The organism is Streptomyces qaidamensis, from assembly GCF_001611795.1.
Lineage (GTDB): Bacteria > Actinomycetota > Actinomycetes > Streptomycetales > Streptomycetaceae > Streptomyces > Streptomyces qaidamensis.
Genome location: NZ_CP015098.1, coordinates 7699800 through 7716650 on the forward strand (window position 1 = coordinate 7699800; position 16851 = coordinate 7716650).

Sequence of the window (16851 nt, forward strand, 5' to 3'; positions counted from 1 at the left end):
ACCGCACGTCTTCGCACCCACCCCGTACGGCCCACCCCGTTCCCGGAGGGACTTCGTGCACAGAACCAGATCCAGAAGCACCGCCGCCCCCAGGCGGCCCGGACTTCGCACCACCGTCGCCCTGTTCACCGGCCTGCTCCTCGCCGTGGGCACCCCGGCCACCTTCGCCGGTGCCCACCCCGGCCACCCGGAGCACGACGAACCGGCAGCAGCCGAGGGCCAGTTCCAGCAGGTACCACTCGCCAAGGGCGAGCCCGAGACGGGCGAGCCGATGTCGCTCGCCGTGCTCCCGGACCGCAGCGTGCTGCACACCTCACGCGACGGCACGCTGCGCCTCACCGACCAGGGCGGCGTCACCAAGGTCGCCGGCAAGATCCCTGTCTACAGCCACGACGAGGAAGGCCTCCAGGGCGTCGGCATCGACCCGGACTTCAAGAACAACCGGGCGATCTACCTCTACTACGCCCCGCCGCTCGACACCCCCGCGGGCGACGCCCCGGAGACCGGGACCGCCGAGGACTTCAAGAAGTTCGACGGCGTCAACCGCCTCTCCCGCTTCGTGCTCAATGCCAACGGCACGCTGAACATGTCCAGCGAGAAGAAGGTCCTGGACGTCGCGGCCTCCCGGGGCATCTGCTGTCACGTCGGCGGTGACATCGACTTCGACGCGGACGGCAACCTCTACCTGTCGACCGGCGACGACACCAACCCCTTCGCCTCCGACGGCTACACGCCGATCGACGACCGGCCGAACCGCAACCCGGCCTTCGACGCCCGCCGCAGCTCGGGCAACACCAACGACCTGCGCGGCAAGATCCTCCGCATCAAGGTCGCCGAGGACGGCTCGTACACCGTCCCGGAGGGGAACCTCTTCGCCCCGGGCACCGAGAAGACCCGCCCCGAGATCTACGCGATGGGCTTCCGCAACCCCTTCCGGATGAGCGTCGACGACAAGACCGGCACCGTCTACGTCGGCGACTACGGCCCGGACGCCGGCGCCGCCGACCCCAAGCGCGGCCCCGGCGGCCAGGTCGAGTTCGCCAAGGTGACCGAGCCCGCCAACTTCGGCTGGCCCTTCTGCACCGGCGACAACGACGCCTACGTCGACTACGACTTCGCCACCAAGGAGTCCGGCGAACCGTTCGACTGCGCAGCCCCCAAGAACACCTCGCCGTACAACACGGGCCTCACCGACCTGCCGCCCGCGCAGGCCGCCTGGATCCCGTACGACGGCGGATCCCTGCCCGAGTTCGGCAGCGGCTCCGAGTCCCCGATGGCCGGCCCGGTCTACCGCTACGACCCCGAGCTGAACTCCAGCGTGAAGTTCCCCGAGGCGTACGACGGTGACTTCTTCGCCGGTGAGTTCGGCCGCCGCTGGATCAAGCGCATCGAGCAGAACGCGGACGGCTCCGTCGCGAAGATCAACGACTTTCCGTGGACCGGCACCCAGATCATGGACATGGAGTTCGGCCCCGACGGCGCGCTCTACGTCCTCGACTACGGTGTCTCCTGGTTCCAGGGCGACGAGAACTCCGCCCTGTACCGGATCGAGAACGCCGAGGACGGCTTCTCGCCGATCGCCGAGGTCAGCGCCGACAAGACGTCCGGCGCGGCCGGCCTGAAGGTGAAGTTCACCGCCTCCGCCAAGGACGCCGATTCCACGAACCTCACCTACAGCTGGGACTTCGGCGACGGTACCAAGGGCGAGGGGCTCAACCCCACCCACCGCTACAAGAAGGTCGGCACCTACAGCGCGACCTTCACCGCCAAGGACCCCGAGGGCAACACCGGCAACGCCAGCATCCGGATCGTCGTCGGCAACACCGAACCCAAGGTGAGGATCGACATCCCGGGCAACGGCGCCCTGGCCGAATTCGGCAAGCCCGTTCCGTTCAAGGTGACCGTCACCGACCCCGAGGAGACCGTCGACTGCTCCAAGGTCAAGGTCACCTACAGCCTGGGTCACGACTCCCACGCCCACGAACTGACCAGCGAGATGGGCTGTGAGGGCACCCTGACCCCGCCCCCCGGTGACGGCGGCCACGACCCCAACGCCAACATCTACGGCGTCGTCGGCGCCGGCTACACCGACGGCGGGGCCAACGGTCAGGAGGAGCTGACCGGCACGGCCCGCACCGTCCTCCAGCCGCTGCACCGCCAGGGCGAGCATTTCACCACCCAGGCGGGCGTGTCGGTCATCACCAAGACCGGCGCCCACGGCGGCAAGACCGTCGGCGACATCAACGACGGCGACTGGATCTCCTTCACCCCCTACCGGTTCGACGGGCAGAAGAAGATGACCGTGCGGGCCTCCTCCGGCGGCGCGGGCGGCTTCGTCGAGCTGCGCACCGGCTCGCCCGACGGGCCGCTGCACGGCTCGGCCTACATTCCGCCGACCGGCGGCTGGGAGACGTTCCAGAACGTCGACGTGCCCCTGCGGTCGCTGCCGAAGAAGACCACGGACATCTACCTGGTCTTCAAGGGCGGCGAGGGCGCGCTGTTCGACGTGGACGACTTCGAGTTCTCCAAGGAGCCCTTCAAGGGCGGCAAGAAGGTCCTGGTCTTCTCCAGGACCGCAGGCTTCCGGCACGACTCCATCCCGGCCGGCATCGCCGCGCTGAAGGAGCTCGGCGGCCCGGCCGGCATCACGGTCGACGCCACCGAGGAGCCCCGGCAGTTCACCACGGCCAACCTCGCCAAGTACGACGCGGTCGCCTTCCTGTCCACGACCGGTGACGTGCTGAACGCCGACCAGCAGCAGGCGTTCGAGAAGTACGTCGCGGGTGGCGGCGGCTACATGGGCATCCACGCCGCCGCCGACACCGAGTACGACTGGGAGTTCTACGGCGGTCTCGTCGGCGCCTACTTCGACTCGCACCCGGCCATCCAGAAGGCCACCGTCCGCGTCGAGGACCACGACCACCCGTCCACCGGGCACCTGGACGACGCCTGGGAGCGCACCGACGAGTGGTACAACTACCGCACCAACCCGCGTGAGAAGGCCAAGGTCCTCGCCACCCTCGACGAGACCACCTACCAGGGCGGCACCATGAAGGGCGACCACCCGATCGCCTGGTGCCAGAGCTACGGCGGCGGCCGTTCCTTCTACACCGGCGGCGGCCACACCAAGGAGTCCTACGCCGAGGAAGCCTTCCGCGCCCACCTGCTCGGCGGCCTCCAGTACGCCACCGGCCAGGTGAAGGCGGACTGCAAGCCGGGCAAGGACTACCGGAAGATCTTCAACGGCCGGACCCTGGACGGCTGGAAGCAGGCCGGACCCGGCAAGTTCACCGTCAAGGACGGCGTGATGGAGTCCGAGGGCGGCATGGGACTGCTCTGGTACCAGGCCAAGGAACTCAAGTCGTACTCGCTCAAACTCGACTGGAAGATGCGGGGCGACGACAACTCCGGGATCTTCGTGGGCTTCCCCGCCTCCGACGACCCCTGGTCCGCGGTGAACAAGGGCTACGAGATCCAGATCGACGCCACCGACGCCGCCGACCGCACCACGGGCTCCGTCTACTCCTTCAAGTCGGCCGACATCAAGGCCCGTGACCAGGTTCTGCGGCCGCCCGGCCAGTGGAACTCCTACGAGATCAAGGTCCAGGGCGAACGCCTCCAGGTGTTCCTCAATGGAGTCAAGATCAACGACTTCACCAACAAGGCCCCCCAGCGGAGCCTGACCGACGGCTACATCGGCCTGCAGAACCACGGCGCCGCCGACCATGTCTCCTTCCGCAACATCCAGCTCAAGGAACTGCCCGTCCAGGGCCAGTGAACGGCGGCGGGCGGGGGACGCCGGACCCCCGCCCGCCGTCTCCGTCCCTCCCCCCAGGGCTCGCGCACGATCAGGAGGCTGCCCATGTCCGCGTCCCTCTCCCGACCGCGTGTGGGGGTGTGGCTGATCGGAGCCAGAGGCTCCGTCGCCACCACCGTCGTCACGGGGTGCGCCGCCGTCACCGCGGGCCTGCACCCGCCCACCGGCATGGTCACCGAGACTCCGGCGTTCACCGACAGCGGCCTGCCCGCGCTGTCCGACCTCGTCTTCGGCGGTCACGACACGCTCGACTGCCCCCTGCCCAAACGCGCCGAGACCCTCACCGCCGGAGGCGTCCTCCCCCCGGGCGTCGCCACCGCCGTCTCGGCCGAACTGGCCATCGCCGACCGGGAGATCAGACCCGGCGGCCCCACACCGGGGGACACCAGGAGCGAGGCCGAACTGATCACGGCCTTCGCCGACGACATACGCGACTTCGTGCACCGCCACGCACTGGAACGGGCCGTGGTCGTGAACGTCGCCTCCACCGAACCCGCCTCCCAGGGGCCCGGCGCCGCACTCGCGGCCAGCACCCTGTACGCGCTGGCGGCTCTGCGCGCGGGCTGCCCCTATGTCAACTTCACCCCCTCCGAGGGCATGCACCACCCCGTCGCCGCCCGAGAGGCCGAGCACAGCGGCCTGCCGTACGCCGGCCGGGACGGCAAGACCGGGCAGACGCTGCTGCGAGCCGTGCTGGGCCCGATGTTCGCGCAGCGGGCGCTGAGGGTCCGGGCCTGGTCCGGCACGAACCTGCTCGGCGGCGGAGACGGCGCCGCCCTCGCCGATCCGGCCGCCGCGGCGGCGAAGAACGCCGGCAAGGAACGCGTCCTCGCCGACACCCTCGGCACCGTCCCCGAGGGCGAGGTCCACATCGACGACGTCCCGGCCCTCGGCGACTGGAAGACCGCCTGGGACCACATCGCCTTCGACGGCTTCCTCGGCACCCGCATGGTCCTCCAGACCACCTGGCAGGGCTGCGACTCGGCGCTCGCGGCACCCCTGGTGCTGGACCTGGCCCGACTGACCGCCCGCGCCCACGAGGCAGGGCTGTCCGGTCCGCTCGGCGCGCTCGGCTTCTACTTCAAGGACCCGGTGGGGGAGGGGCCCGCGGGACTGTCCGGGCAGTACGAGGAACTCGTCCGGTTCGGGCACAGACTCGGGCGGGCCGACGGAGAGGGCCTTGGCGCGCGGTCGATGACGGACACCGGGGAGAGGGAGACGAGGGAGAGGGACACCGGGGAGAGGGAGACGGGGGAAGCGCTGTGACACTGCGCCGGAACTCCCGCGGACGCCTCGACGGAGCGTCCGGGGGCCCCGCCCCTGGAGGCATTGCCTGTGGGGTCCATGGTGGCGTCGCGCGTGGGGCCCATGATGGCGTCGCGCGTGGGGCCCATGATGGCGTCGCGCGTGGGGCCCATGATGGCGTCGCCAGTGGGTCCCAGGACGGCGTAGCCAGTGACACCGACGGTGGCCTCGTCGGTGGTGCCCACGGTGCCCTTGCCGGTGGCGCCCGCGGCGATGTCGCCGGTGGTGCTGGCGGTGGTGCTACCGCCCGTGGCGTCGCCAGTGTTACCGCCCGTGGCCTTGTCAGTGGCACCGCCGGTCGCATCGCCGACGGCACGGCCCCCTGCCCAGGCGCAGGCCGCTCACGGCCTCGCCGCGCCTGGGCCGAACTCCTCCGTCTGCCAGCCCTGTTCAGCGTCCCTGGGGACGCCCTGGCCGGCGCGGCCGCCGCCGGTTCGGCACCCGGTCCCCGCACCCTGCTCGCCATCGGCTCCTCCCTCTGCCTCTACGAAGCCGGCATGGCCCTCAACGACTGGGCTGACCGCGACCTCGACGCCGTCGAACGCCCGCACCGCCCCTTGCCCTCCGGCCGCGTCCGGCCCGCCGCCGCACTCACGGCGGCCTGCGCCCTCACCGGCGCCGGACTGGCCCTGGCCGCGCGTGCGGGGCGCCCCGCGCTGGCCGTCGCCGCGCCCCTGGCGGCAACCGTCTGGGCGTACGACCTCGGCCTGAAGCACACGCCCGCCGGACCCGTGGCCATGGGCGCCGCCCGCGGCCTCGACCTGCTCCTGGGAGCCGCTGCCACGACGGGCGATGCCCGCCCGGCCCTGCCCTCAGCGGCCCTCCTCGGCACCCACACCCTGGCCGTCACCACGGTCTCCCGCCAGGAGGCCCGGGGCGGCTCACCGCTGGCCCCCTTGGCGGCCCTCGCGACGACGGCCCTGCTGACCCGACAGGTGACGCGTCGCTCCGCCCCGCCGACGAGAGGCCGCCGGCCGGAGACTGGGACCGCCCAGCGGCTGACGGGTCCCCGTTGGCCGGCCCGGCACCCCGGGCAGGAGTCCGCGACGCTGCTCACCACCGCCCTCGGAGCCGCCTACGCGGCGACGGCCGCCCGGCCCTACTTCCACGCCGCCCTGAATCCCTCACCCCCTCTCACCCAACGCGCTGTCGGCGCCGGCATCCGCGCCACCATCCCCCTCCAGGCCACCCTTGCTGCCCGCTCCCGGGGCACCGCCACCGCCCTCCTCATCGCGGCCCTGGCCCCGCTCGGAGCGAGGTTCGCGAAGAAGGTGAGCGTCACATGAGCCCCGAAGCCCGGACGTCGGAGACCAGCGAGGCCAGGGCCTCACACGCAACCCGGGCTGTCTCTCCCACCAGCCCCACCCAGGGCGCTTCCTCCTCCTCCGAGCCCAGCGCTCGGGCTGCTGCCTCGCCCGCTTCGACCCACCGGCCTCAAGGGGCGCGGGGAACTGCGCGAACAGCCCCCGCCGGCCCGCAGCCGGATGCCGCCACCACTACCGCCCCGCCGGGCACCCTCCCTTCCCTCCGCTTCGGCTACGGCACCAACGGTCTCGCCGATCTCCGGCTCGACGACGCCCTCTCGCTCCTCGCCGACCTCGGCTACGACGGCGTCGGACTGACCCTCGACCACATGCACCTCGACCCGCTCGCCCCCGACCTCGCCGCCCGCACCCGACGGGTCGCAGCGCGGCTGGACGCCCTCGGGCTGGGCGTCACCGTCGAGACGGGTGCCCGCTATGTGCTCGACCCCCGCCGCAAGCACGGCCCGTCCCTACTGGACCCCGATCCCGACGACCGGGCCCGCCGCACCGACCTGCTCACCCGGGCCGTCCGGGTCGCCGCCGACCTCGGCGCGCACGCGGTGCACTGCTTCAGCGGGATCGTGCCGGAGGGAACCGACACCGACACCGCTTGGAAGCGCCTCGCCGAGTCCCTCGCGCCCGTCCTGGACGCCGCCGCCTCCGCAGGCACCCCGCTCGCCGTCGAACCCGAGCCGGGCCACCTCCTCGCCACCCTGGCCGACTTCCACCACCTCCGCCGTGCCCTGGGTGACCCCGAACCCCTCGGCCTCACCCTGGACATCGGCCACTGTCAGTGCCTCGAACCGCTCTCTCCCGCCGACTGCGTGCGGGCAGCCGCCCCCTGGCTGCGGCACGTCCAGATCGAGGACATGCGGCGCGGTGTCCACGAACACCTCCCGTTCGGCGAGGGGGAGATCGACTTCCCGCCCGTCCTCGCGGCCCTCGCCACCACCGGTTACCAGGGCCTGACCGTCGTCGAACTGCCCCGCCACTCCCATGCCGGCCCTCACTACGCCGCGCACTCCCTGCCGTTCCTCCGCCACGCCGAGCGGACGGCGGCCACCGTGCCGTCCGGTCCCGCTGAGGCCTTCCAGCAGACCGCGCCACCCCACGGCGCTCCCTCCACCGCCCCTGAAGGGAGCAGCAGATGAGCCACCCCCGCACCACTCCCACGGCGAGAACCGAGAGCGCCCAGGACACTCCGAGCGCCAGAACCCGCGCCGGCGAACCCATCCCTGGCACCGTCTCCACCTCCACCCGCCCCTCGCTCACAGACCTCCGCCACCACCTCACCACCCAGCTGGACCCACCCGCCCGCACCTGGCTCGACCACGCCCTCGACGAGGCGGCCGCCCACCCCGGCCTCCACGGACCCATCTCCGTATGGGAGCTGCGGCTCGCCGAAGCCGGCCGACGCTGCGGTCCCGCACACGCCGACGCGGCACGGGTCCTGATCCTCGACGCGGCCCGCGCCGGCACCGACGCGCTGACCCGGGTGTACTTCCAGGGCACCGCCGACGAGCGCCGAGCCGTGCTGCACGCCCTGCCCCACCTCGTCTCCGGCCCGGGAGCCCTCCCGCTGATCGAGGACGCCCTGCGCACCAACGACACCCGGCTCCTCAGCGCCGCCGTCGGCCCCTACGCCGCCCGGCACCTGGCGGCCCACGCCTGGCGTCATGCCGTGCTGAAGTGCCTGTTCACCGGCGTCCCCGTCGACCACGTGGCGGACCTGCCCCGGCGCGCCTCCGGCGACGGCGAACTCGCCCGCATGCTGGCCGACTACGCCGCCGAACGCACCGCCGCCGGCCGCTCCGTCCCCGAGGACCTGTACCGCGTCCTGGACCTGACCGAGTCCGTCACCCCGGCCCCCGGCACGGACCACCCCCACGGCAAGGAATCCTGATGCGCATCTTCGACCCCCACATCCACATGACGTCCCGGACCACCGACGACTACGAGGCCATGTACGCCGCCGGTGTGCGTGCCGTCGTCGAGCCTTCCTTCTGGCTGGGCCAGCCCCGGACCTCGCCCGCCTCCTTCCGCGACTACTTCGACTCGCTCCTCGGCTGGGAGCCCTTCCGCGCAGCGCAGTACGGCATCGCCCACCACTGCACGATCGCCCTCAATCCCAAGGAGGCGAACGACCCGCGCTGCGCGCCCGTCCTCGACGAGCTGCCCCGTTATCTCGTCAAGGACAACGTCGTGGCGGTCGGGGAGATCGGCTATGACTCCATGACCCCCGCGGAGGACACCGCCCTCGCCGCGCAATTGCAGCTCGCGGCCGACCACGGACTGCCCGCCCTCGTGCACACCCCCCACCGCGACAAGCTCGCCGGGCTGCGTCGCACCCTCGACGTCGTCCGGGAGTCCGCCTTGCCCGCGGACCGCGTCCTGGTCGACCACCTCAACGAGACCACCGTCAAGGAGGCCAGGGACAGCGGCTGCTGGCTGGGCTTCTCCGTCTATCCCGACACCAAGATGGACGAGGAACGCATGCTCGCGATCCTGCGCTCCCACGGGACGGAACAGGTCCTGGTGAACTCCGCCGCCGACTGGGGAAAGAGCGACCCCCTCAAGACCCGCAAGGTCGGCGACCTGATGCTGGCCGAGGGCTTCGACGAGGACGACGTCGACCAGGTGCTGTGGCGCAACCCCGTCGCCTTCTACGGGCTCAGCGGCCGCCTGAATCTGGACGTCACCGGCACGGAGGCCACCCACGAAGGCAACTCCGTCCTGCGTGGTGCCCCGCGGGATCCGCACGAGCCGGTCACCGGCCCCGGCACGCCGGCCCGCGTGACCCCCGCGGAGGCGTGAACCATGCGCTTCCGCCACCCCGACGGCTCCACCGTCCACCTCGCCTACTGCACCAACGTCCACCCCGCCGAAACCCTCGACGGCGTCCTCGCCCAGCTCCGTGACCACTGCGAACCCGTCCGCCGCCGCCTGGGCCGCGACCGGCTCGGCATCGGGCTGTGGCTGGCGAAGGACGCCGCCCACGCCCTCGTCACCGACCCCTCCGCACTGCGCAGGCTGCGCACGGAGCTGGACCGGCGCGGCCTTGAGGTCGTCACCCTCAACGGCTTCCCCTATGAGGGCTTCGGGGCCGAGGAGGTCAAGTACCGCGTCTACAAGCCGGACTGGGCCGACCCGGAACGCCTCGACCACACGAGCGCCCTGGCCCGCGTCCTCGCCGGGCTCCTCCCCGACGACGTCACCGACGGGACCATCTCCACGCTGCCCCTCGCCTGGCGCACCGCGTACGACGACGAGCGCGCGGACACCGCCCGCACCGCCCTGCGCACCCTCGCCGAACGCCTCGACGCCATAGAGGAGCTGACCGGCCGCTCCATCCGCGTCGGCCTGGAACCGGAACCGGGCTGCGTCGTCGAGACCACCCGCGACGCCATCGCCCCGCTCACCGCGATCGGCCACGACCGTATCGGCATCTGCGTCGACACCTGCCATCTCGCCACCTCCTTCGAAGACCCGCACGCCGCCTTCGACGCCCTCACCGAGGCGCGCGTCCGCGTCGTCAAATCCCAGCTCTCCGCCGCCCTGCACGCCGAACACCCCCATCTCCCCGAGGGCCGCGATGCCCTCGCCGCCTTCGCCGAACCCCGCTTCCTGCACCAGACCCGCACCGCCACGGCGGCCGGTCTGCGCGCCACGGACGACCTCGACGAAGCCCTCACCGGACACGCCCTGCCGGACGCCTCACCCTGGCGCGCCCACTTCCACGTCCCGCTGCACGCGGCCCCCGCCGCACCTCTCACCTCCACCCTCCCGGTCCTGAAATCCGCACTGACCCGGCTCGTCGGCGGCCCGGCCCCGCTCACCCGCCACCTGGAGGTCGAGACCTACACCTGGCAGGCCCTTCCGCCCGAGTCCCGCCCCAGGAGCCGCACCCAGCTCGCCGAGGGCATCGCCGCCGAACTCACCCTCGCCCGCGACCTGCTGACCGACCTCGGCCTGAAGGAGCTGCCATGAGCACCGGCCCCCATGAGCACCCGGGCCCTGCCGCCACGCTCCCGGCCGCCACGGACCGCCCCACCCCGCCCCTCGTCCTCGACGTCGTCGGCCTCACCCCCCGTCTCATCGACCACATGCCCCATCTCAAGACGCTCGGCCAGTCCGGCTCCCGCGCCCCGCTGGGCACCGTCCTGCCCGCCGTCACCTGCGCAGCCCAGTCCACGTTCCTCACCGGCACCATGCCCTCGGAGCACGGCATCGTCGGCAACGGCTGGTACTTCCGCGAACTCGGTGACGTCCTCCTGTGGCGCCAGCACAACGGGCTCGTGGCCGGCGACAAGCTCTGGGACGCCGCCCGCCGCGCCCACCCCGGCTACACCGTCGCGAACATCTGCTGGTGGTACGCCATGGGCGCGGACACCGACATCACCGTCACCCCCCGTCCGGTCTACTACGCCGACGGACGCAAGGAACCCGACTGCTACACCCGGCCGGCCGCACTGCACGACGAACTCACCGACATGTTCGGCACATTCCCCCTGTTCCACTTCTGGGGGCCCGGAGCCGACCTCGTCTCCAGCCGGTGGATCATCGACGCAACCCGCCACATCATCCGCACCCGGCACCCCGACCTGACGCTCTGTTACCTCCCTCATCTCGACTACGACCTGCAGCGGTTCGGCCCCGACGACCCGCGCTCCCTGAAGGCGGCCGCCGACCTGGACGCCGCCCTGGCCCCGCTGCTCGACGACGCCCGCGCCGAAGGCCGTACCGTCGTCGCACTGTCCGAGTACGGCATCACCCGTGTGAACCGGCACGTCGACATCAACCGTGCCCTGCGCAGGGCCGGTCTGCTGGAGGTGCACACACAGGACGGGATGGAGTACCTCGACCCGATGGCGTCCCGCGCCTTCGCGGTCGCCGACCACCAGATCGCCCATGTCTACGTGCGCCGCCCCGAGGACCTCGACGCCACCAGGGCCGCACTCGACGGCCTGCCCGGCATCGCTCAACTCCTGGACGACGAGGGCAAGAAGAGCCATCATCTCGACCATCCGCGCGCCGGCGAGCTCGTCGCCGTGGCGGAACCCGACGCCTGGTTCACGTACTACTACTGGCTCGACGACGACCGCGCGCCCGACTTCGCGCAACTCGTCGAGATCCACCGCAAACCCGGCTACGACCCGGTCGAACTCTTCATGGATCCCCTCGACCCGTATGTCAAGGTCAAGGCGGCCACCGCACTGGCGCGCAAGAAGCTCGGCATGCGCTACCGCATGGCGGTCGTGCCGCTGGACCCCTCACCTATTCGCGGCAGCCACGGCCGCCTTCCGGCGAGCGACGACGACGGTCCGCTCCTCATCTGCTCCACCCCCCGTGCTGTCGGCGACCGCGTCGCGGCCACCGATGTGAAGTCACTGCTGCTCCGACTCGCCGGTCTCGCCTGAGGTCACAGCCCTCAGTACCGACTGGTCACAAGTGAAGCACTCACCACTGACAACGCCCCGCGATCACGAGGAGTTCCACGCATGAGCCGCTTCTCCCAGCCCGACCCCGAACTCGGCCACCGCCTCAGCAGACGAGGCATGCTCGGCGTGGCCGCCGGTGCCACAGCCGCTGCCCTGCTCGGCGCCGCGGCCCCCGGGACCGCCGCCGCCGCGACGGCATCCACCGGCACCGCGTCCGGCGCCAAGGGCCGGGGCCGCCCCGTCCTGCCGCCCGGCCGCCTCGGCATCCAGCTGTACAGCCTGCGCGACAAGGTCTCCACCCTCGGCTTCGGCCCCGTCTTCGCCGAACTGGAGCGATACGGCTACGACGAGGTCGAGTTCGCCGGCTACACGCAGGGCTCGGCGGGCCCCATCACCCTCGCCCAGCTCAAGCGGCTGGCCCGCAACCACGGCCTCAACCCGATCGGCAGCCACGTCGGCTACTACTCCTCCGACCCGGGCGCCTACACGTTCGCCCAGAACCTCACCAAGGTCCTCGACGACGCCCAGGCCCTCGGCCTCCGGCACATCGGCACGGCCGCCGGCCCGTTCCGCTACGGCTCGACCGTCGACGCCTGGAAGCGCGCCGCCGAGGACTTCAACACGTACGGCGCGGCGGCGAAGGCCCGGGGCATGAAGTTCTACCAGCACAACCACTCCGAGGAGTTCTCCTTCGCCACCGACAACCCCAAGATCCGCCTCTACGACATCCTGCTCAAGGAGACCGACCCCGACCTCGTGTACCTGGAGATGGACATCTACTGGGCGTACGTCGGCCAGTTCCGCTTCTCCACGCGGCCCGACGGCACGCCCGCGCCCTTCGAACCGCTGAACTACGTCCTGCGACAGCCCGACCGCTACCCGCTCTTCCACGTGAAGGACGGCGAGAGCGACCCGTCGAACCCGTACGGCTACCGCATGACCGACGTCGGCGACGGCGACATCGACTACCAGCGGTTCATCTCCGCCGTGACCCGGCTGCGCGGCCACCGCATGGCCCACCACTGGCAGGCCGAGCACGACAACCCGGCCGAGTCCTTCACGTTCGCGCGCCGCTCCAGCGCGCACCTGCATTCCCTGAGGGAGAAGTGCTGACGACCTCCCGAACGTGAGGAGGCCCTTCCCCGGCCGGGGAAGGGCCTCCTCACGTTCGGGAGGTCGTCAGCCCGCGGGCCGCACCCGGCCCGGGACGACCCCGAGCGTCCTGCCGAGGCGGTGGACGAGGGGGTGGCTGTCGGTCGTTCGACGACGGGGACGGTGTACGGCGGCGGACGGTGCGAAAGGACTGCGTGCAGCGGTCGGATCCGACGTCATGTCAGGTCGTGTCCTCGCCGAGCGGTTGCGGGTTGGGGGAGATGTGCGTTTCCTTGTCGCGTCCCGGCGGGGTCAGGAACAGTGCCACGCAGCCGGCGAAGAGGGAGATGGAGCCGGCCAGGATGAAGGCACCGGAGTGCCCCCAGGCACCGACCACCACGGCACCCATGCCGGCGCCCAGGCCGGAGACGAGCTTGGCGCTGTAGACCATGCCGTAGTTGGACGCGTTGTTGTTCTCACCGAAGTAGTCGGCGGTCAGCGCGGCGAACATCGGGAAGATGGCGCCGCCGCCGAAGCCGGAGATCGAGGAGAAGACCAGGAACAGCGGAAGGTTCTCGGCGTTCGCCGACCAGAGGATGCCGTACTGGGACAGGCCCAGGATCACGCAGACGACGAGCAGGCACCGCTTGCGGCCGTACAGGTCGGAGAGCCAGCCGATGACACCGCGGCCGGTGCCGTTGACGATGGCCTTCAGGGACATGGCCGTGGCGACGATCCCGCCCGCGAACCCGGCCTCCTCGCCGATCTCCACCTGGAAGGCGATACCGAAGATGTTCACGCCGGACGTGCACGCCAGGCAGAACCACATCAGGGCGACCCGGCCGGTCTTCCAGGCCTCCTTCGGGGAGTACTGGCGCACCGCCGGCGGGTTCATGCGCATCGAACGGGCCGCGCGCGGGTCGTCCGGCGGGTTCAGCGGGTCGATCGTGGAGGGCCACCAGTTCTTCGGCGGGTCCTTGAAGAAGTAGCCCGAGAACGCGACCATCCCGGCCAGGAACACACCCACCGCGACCAGCACCCAGCGGAAGTTGGTCAGGTCCATGTAGCCGTTGAAGAGGAAGACGAAGGGCACCGAGCCGTAGGCGAAACCGCCGTTGACGAAGCCGGTCTTGCCGCCCTTGCGCTCCGGGTACCACTTGCCGACCATGTTGACGCAGGTGGCGTACACCATGCCCGCGCCCATGCCGCTGAACATGCTGAAGCCGATGTAGGCGAAGACCACGTGCGGCGCGAAGGCGAGGGACAGGTAGCCCAGCAGCGTGCCGACGGCGCCGAGCATCATGGCCCAGCGGGCCGGCAGTTTCCCGCTCTCACGCAGTTTGCCCGCGGGGAAGGCCACTGCCGCCTGGAAGAAGACCCACACGGTCATCATCCAGAAGATGTGCATGCTGTTCCAGCTGTGCGCCGTGTGCAGGGTCTCCTCGGCCGACGCGAACGCGTACTCGGCGGAGGAGATGCCCATCATGCCGATCCAGGGCAGGATCACCATCCACTTGCGTTTGCGCCCCATGATGTCGATGTCGGTCTCACCGAGGCGGTAGACGCGACCGTTCGCGTCGGTGACCTCCCGGTAGGGAACCGTTGTGGGCAGATCGGTCGTTGTCATGTCGTGTCGCACCCCTTGCGTCGAAAGATCTGGCCAGCGCCCCCTGTCCCATGCCTTTCGTGCGCGTGCGGCTCCCGGGGCCGGCCGACGCGCACCGTCGGCCGGCCCCCGCTCACTCACCTCATGTACCGCCCCCCAGCCGCCCCGCCTCCCGCGCCCAGCGGTACTTCGCGCCGAGCACGGCCACCGGCTTCTCGGTCGTGTACGGATACGCCACGACCCCGCGCTCGAAGAGGTACTGGCAGGCCTCCTCGACCTCCACGTCCCCCGCGAGCGACGCCACCACGGGCTTCTCGATCCCGCGCTCCCGGAACTCGGCCACCACGCGCGCGGTGAGCTCCGCGAAGACCATGGGAGGAGTGACGATGGTGTGCCAGTAGCCGAGGACGAGCGCGTGGATGCGCGGGTCCTCCAGACCCAACCGGATCGTCGCCTCGTACGTCGACGGCGGCTCGCCCCCGGTGATGTCCACCGGGTTGCCCGCGGCCCCGAAGGGCGGGATGAACTTCCGGAACGCCTCGTCCAGGTCAGGCGGGATCTCCATCAGGGACAGCCCGTTGTCGGTCACCGCGTCGGAGAGCAGCACACCGCTGCCGCCGGCGCCCGTGATGATCACGACGTTGTCGCCCTGGGGAGCGGGCAGCACCGGCAACGCGCGCGCGTACTCCAGCATCTCGTTCAGCCCCGGCGCCCGGATCACCCCGGCCTGCCGCAGGATGTCGTCGTACACGGCGTCGTCGCCGGCCAGGGCCCCGGTGTGCGAACCGGCCGCCTTGGCCCCCGCCGCCGTCCGCCCGGCCTTCAGCACGACCACCGGCTTCTTCGGCACGGTCGCCCGGGCGGCCTCCACGAAGGCGCGGCCGTCCTTGAGGTCCTCCAGATGCATCGCGATGCAGTCGGTGTGCGGGTCCTCGCCGAACCAGGTCAGCAGGTCGTCCTCGTCCAGGTCCGACTTGTTGCCGAGCCCGACGATCGCCGACACCCCCGTCTTGGTGGTGCGGGCGAAGCCCAGGATGGCCATGCCGATGCCGCCCGACTGCGAGGTCAGCGCCACCCCGCCCTTGACGTCGTACGGCGTGCAGAACGTGGCGCACAGGTCCTGCCAGGTGGAGTAGTAGCCGTAGATGTTCGGCCCCAGCAGCCGTACGCCGTGCCGCTCGGCGATCGCCACGATCTCCGCCTGGAGTTCGTGCTCGCCGGTCTCCGCGAACCCGGAGGGGATGAGCACGGCGTTCGGGATCTTCTTGCGTCCCACCTCCTCCAGGGCCGAGGCCACGAACTTGGCGGGAATCGCGAAGACCGCCACATCCACCTCACCGGGAACGTCCGTGACACTCTTGTACGCCTTGCGGCCCAGAATGTCATCGGCCTTGGGATTCACCGGATGGATCTCCCCGGCGAACCCTCCGTCGATGAGGTTGCGCATCACCGAATTGCCGATCTTGCCCTGCTCGTTGGAGGCGCCGATCACGGCGACCGAGCCCGGCTGCATCAGTCGGCTCATCGACGCGAGGATCTCGTCGCGCGAGTACTTTCGGCGCGGCGCGGGCTGCGACTCGGCGAGGATCACCCGGATGTCGGCCGCGACGGCACCCTCCGCCGTCGCGATCACCGGGTTGAGGTCCACCTCGGCGATCTCTGGGAAGTCCGCGACGAGTTGCGAGACCCGGCGGATCTGCTCGGCGACGGCCCACCGGTCCACGGCCGCCTGGCCGCGCACCCCGCGCAGGATCTCCGCCGACCGGATCGAGTCCAGCATCGACAGCGCCTCGTCGGCGGTCACCGGCGCGAGCCGGAAGGTGACGTCCTTCAGGACCTCGACGAGCACCCCGCCGAGCCCGAAGGCGACCACCTTCCCGAACGTCGGGTCCGTGACCGCGCCGACGATGACCTCCTGCCCCTTCGGCAGCAGCTCCTGCACCTGCACGCCCGAGATGCGGGCATCGGCGTCGTAGGCGCGTGCGTTGTCGATGATGGTGTGGAAGGCGGCCCGTACGTCGGTCGCGCCCTCGACCCCGACGATCACCCCGCCGGCGTCGGTCTTGTGCAGGATGTCCGGCGAGACGATCTTCATCACGACGGGCCCGCCGAAGCGTGCCGCGAACGCCACGGCCTCGTCGACGTCCGTCGCCAGTTCCTCGCCCGGCACGGCGATCCCGTACGCGTCGGCGATCACCTTGCCCTCGGGCGCGGTCAGCGCGGTCCGTCCCTCGGCCCGCACGGACTGCAGGAGGGACCGCACCCGCAGGACCCGGTCTTCCGCCATCA

At 71.1% G+C, this 16851-nt stretch carries 11 protein-coding genes; 9 read left to right on the forward strand and 2 right to left on the reverse strand.

The window, feature by feature from the left end; genetic code table 11:
• The first annotated feature begins 55 nt into the window (after positions 1 to 55).
• The 9 genes from A4E84_RS33785 (at position 56) to A4E84_RS33825 (ending at position 12977) form a co-directional block, all read left to right on the forward strand.
• A complete protein-coding gene (locus tag A4E84_RS33785) occupies positions 56 to 3778 on the forward strand; it encodes a ThuA domain-containing protein (protein WP_062930175.1) in 3723 nt (1240 codons plus the stop codon).
• An 84-nt stretch (positions 3779 to 3862) separates the two neighbouring features.
• Positions 3863 to 5083 (forward strand): inositol-3-phosphate synthase, encoded by a 1221-nt coding sequence (locus tag A4E84_RS33790; protein ID WP_062930176.1) that lies wholly within the window; start codon positions 3863 to 3865, stop codon positions 5081 to 5083.
• A 341-nt stretch (positions 5084 to 5424) separates the two neighbouring features.
• On the forward strand, positions 5425 to 6408 hold the full coding sequence (locus tag A4E84_RS33795) for an SCO3242 family prenyltransferase (protein WP_062931716.1): 984 nt from the start codon (positions 5425 to 5427) through the stop codon (positions 6406 to 6408).
• Positions 6405 to 7577, forward strand: coding sequence for a sugar phosphate isomerase/epimerase family protein (locus A4E84_RS33800; protein ID WP_237305038.1), 1173 nt, complete (start codon positions 6405 to 6407; stop codon positions 7575 to 7577). The genes A4E84_RS33795 and A4E84_RS33800 overlap by 4 nt, the downstream gene beginning before the upstream one ends.
• On the forward strand, positions 7574 to 8329 hold the full coding sequence (locus A4E84_RS33805) for an EboA domain-containing protein (protein ID WP_062930177.1): 756 nt from the start codon (positions 7574 to 7576) through the stop codon (positions 8327 to 8329). The genes A4E84_RS33800 and A4E84_RS33805 overlap by 4 nt, the downstream gene beginning before the upstream one ends.
• A complete protein-coding gene (locus A4E84_RS33810) occupies positions 8329 to 9240 on the forward strand; it encodes a TatD family hydrolase (protein ID WP_062930178.1) in 912 nt (303 codons plus the stop codon). Before A4E84_RS33805 ends, A4E84_RS33810 begins: the two co-directional genes overlap by 1 nt.
• A gap of 3 nt (positions 9241 to 9243) precedes the next feature.
• Entirely contained in the window at positions 9244 to 10413 is a 1170-nt protein-coding gene (eboE, locus tag A4E84_RS33815; protein WP_062930179.1) for a metabolite traffic protein EboE, read from the forward strand.
• A complete protein-coding gene (locus A4E84_RS33820) occupies positions 10410 to 11843 on the forward strand; it encodes an alkaline phosphatase family protein (protein ID WP_062930180.1) in 1434 nt (477 codons plus the stop codon). Before eboE ends, A4E84_RS33820 begins: the two co-directional genes overlap by 4 nt.
• A gap of 81 nt (positions 11844 to 11924) precedes the next feature.
• Complete coding sequence (locus A4E84_RS33825) at positions 11925 to 12977, forward strand: sugar phosphate isomerase/epimerase family protein (protein WP_062930181.1); 1053 nt, start codon at positions 11925 to 11927, stop codon at positions 12975 to 12977.
• A gap of 220 nt (positions 12978 to 13197) precedes the next feature.
• Here A4E84_RS33825 and A4E84_RS33830 read toward each other — a convergent pair whose 3' ends face one another.
• On the reverse strand, positions 13198 to 14583 hold the full coding sequence (locus A4E84_RS33830; RefSeq protein ID WP_062930182.1) for an OFA family MFS transporter: 1386 nt from the start codon (positions 14581 to 14583) through the stop codon (positions 13198 to 13200).
• Between the two features lie 121 nt (positions 14584 to 14704).
• Positions 14705 to 16849: an acetate--CoA ligase family protein gene (locus A4E84_RS33835; RefSeq protein WP_062931717.1), complete on the reverse strand. Its 2145-nt coding sequence runs from the start codon at positions 16847 to 16849 to the stop codon at positions 14705 to 14707.
• Positions 16850 to 16851 lie beyond the last annotated feature (2 nt).

What these genes read in the sequence shown, in the direction of transcription:
- A4E84_RS33790 (WP_062930176.1), top strand. Translation starts at nt 3,863, where the DNA reads ATGTCCGCGTCCCTCTCCCGACCGCGTGTGGGGGTGTGGCTGATCGGA.
- A4E84_RS33800 (WP_237305038.1), top strand. Translation starts at nt 6,405, where the DNA reads ATGAGCCCCGAAGCCCGGACGTCGGAGACCAGCGAGGCCAGGGCCTCA.
- A4E84_RS33805 (WP_062930177.1), top strand. Translation starts at nt 7,574, where the DNA reads ATGAGCCACCCCCGCACCACTCCCACGGCGAGAACCGAGAGCGCCCAG.
- A4E84_RS33810 (WP_062930178.1), top strand. Translation starts at nt 8,329, where the DNA reads ATGCGCATCTTCGACCCCCACATCCACATGACGTCCCGGACCACCGAC.
- eboE (WP_062930179.1), top strand. Translation starts at nt 9,244, where the DNA reads ATGCGCTTCCGCCACCCCGACGGCTCCACCGTCCACCTCGCCTACTGC.
- A4E84_RS33820 (WP_062930180.1), top strand. Translation starts at nt 10,410, where the DNA reads ATGAGCACCGGCCCCCATGAGCACCCGGGCCCTGCCGCCACGCTCCCG.
- A4E84_RS33825 (WP_062930181.1), top strand. Translation starts at nt 11,925, where the DNA reads ATGAGCCGCTTCTCCCAGCCCGACCCCGAACTCGGCCACCGCCTCAGC.
- A4E84_RS33830 (WP_062930182.1), bottom strand. Translation starts at nt 14,583, where the DNA reads ATGACAACGACCGATCTGCCCACAACGGTTCCCTACCGGGAGGTCACC.
- A4E84_RS33835 (WP_062931717.1), bottom strand. Translation starts at nt 16,849, where the DNA reads ATGGCGGAAGACCGGGTCCTGCGGGTGCGGTCCCTCCTGCAGTCCGTG.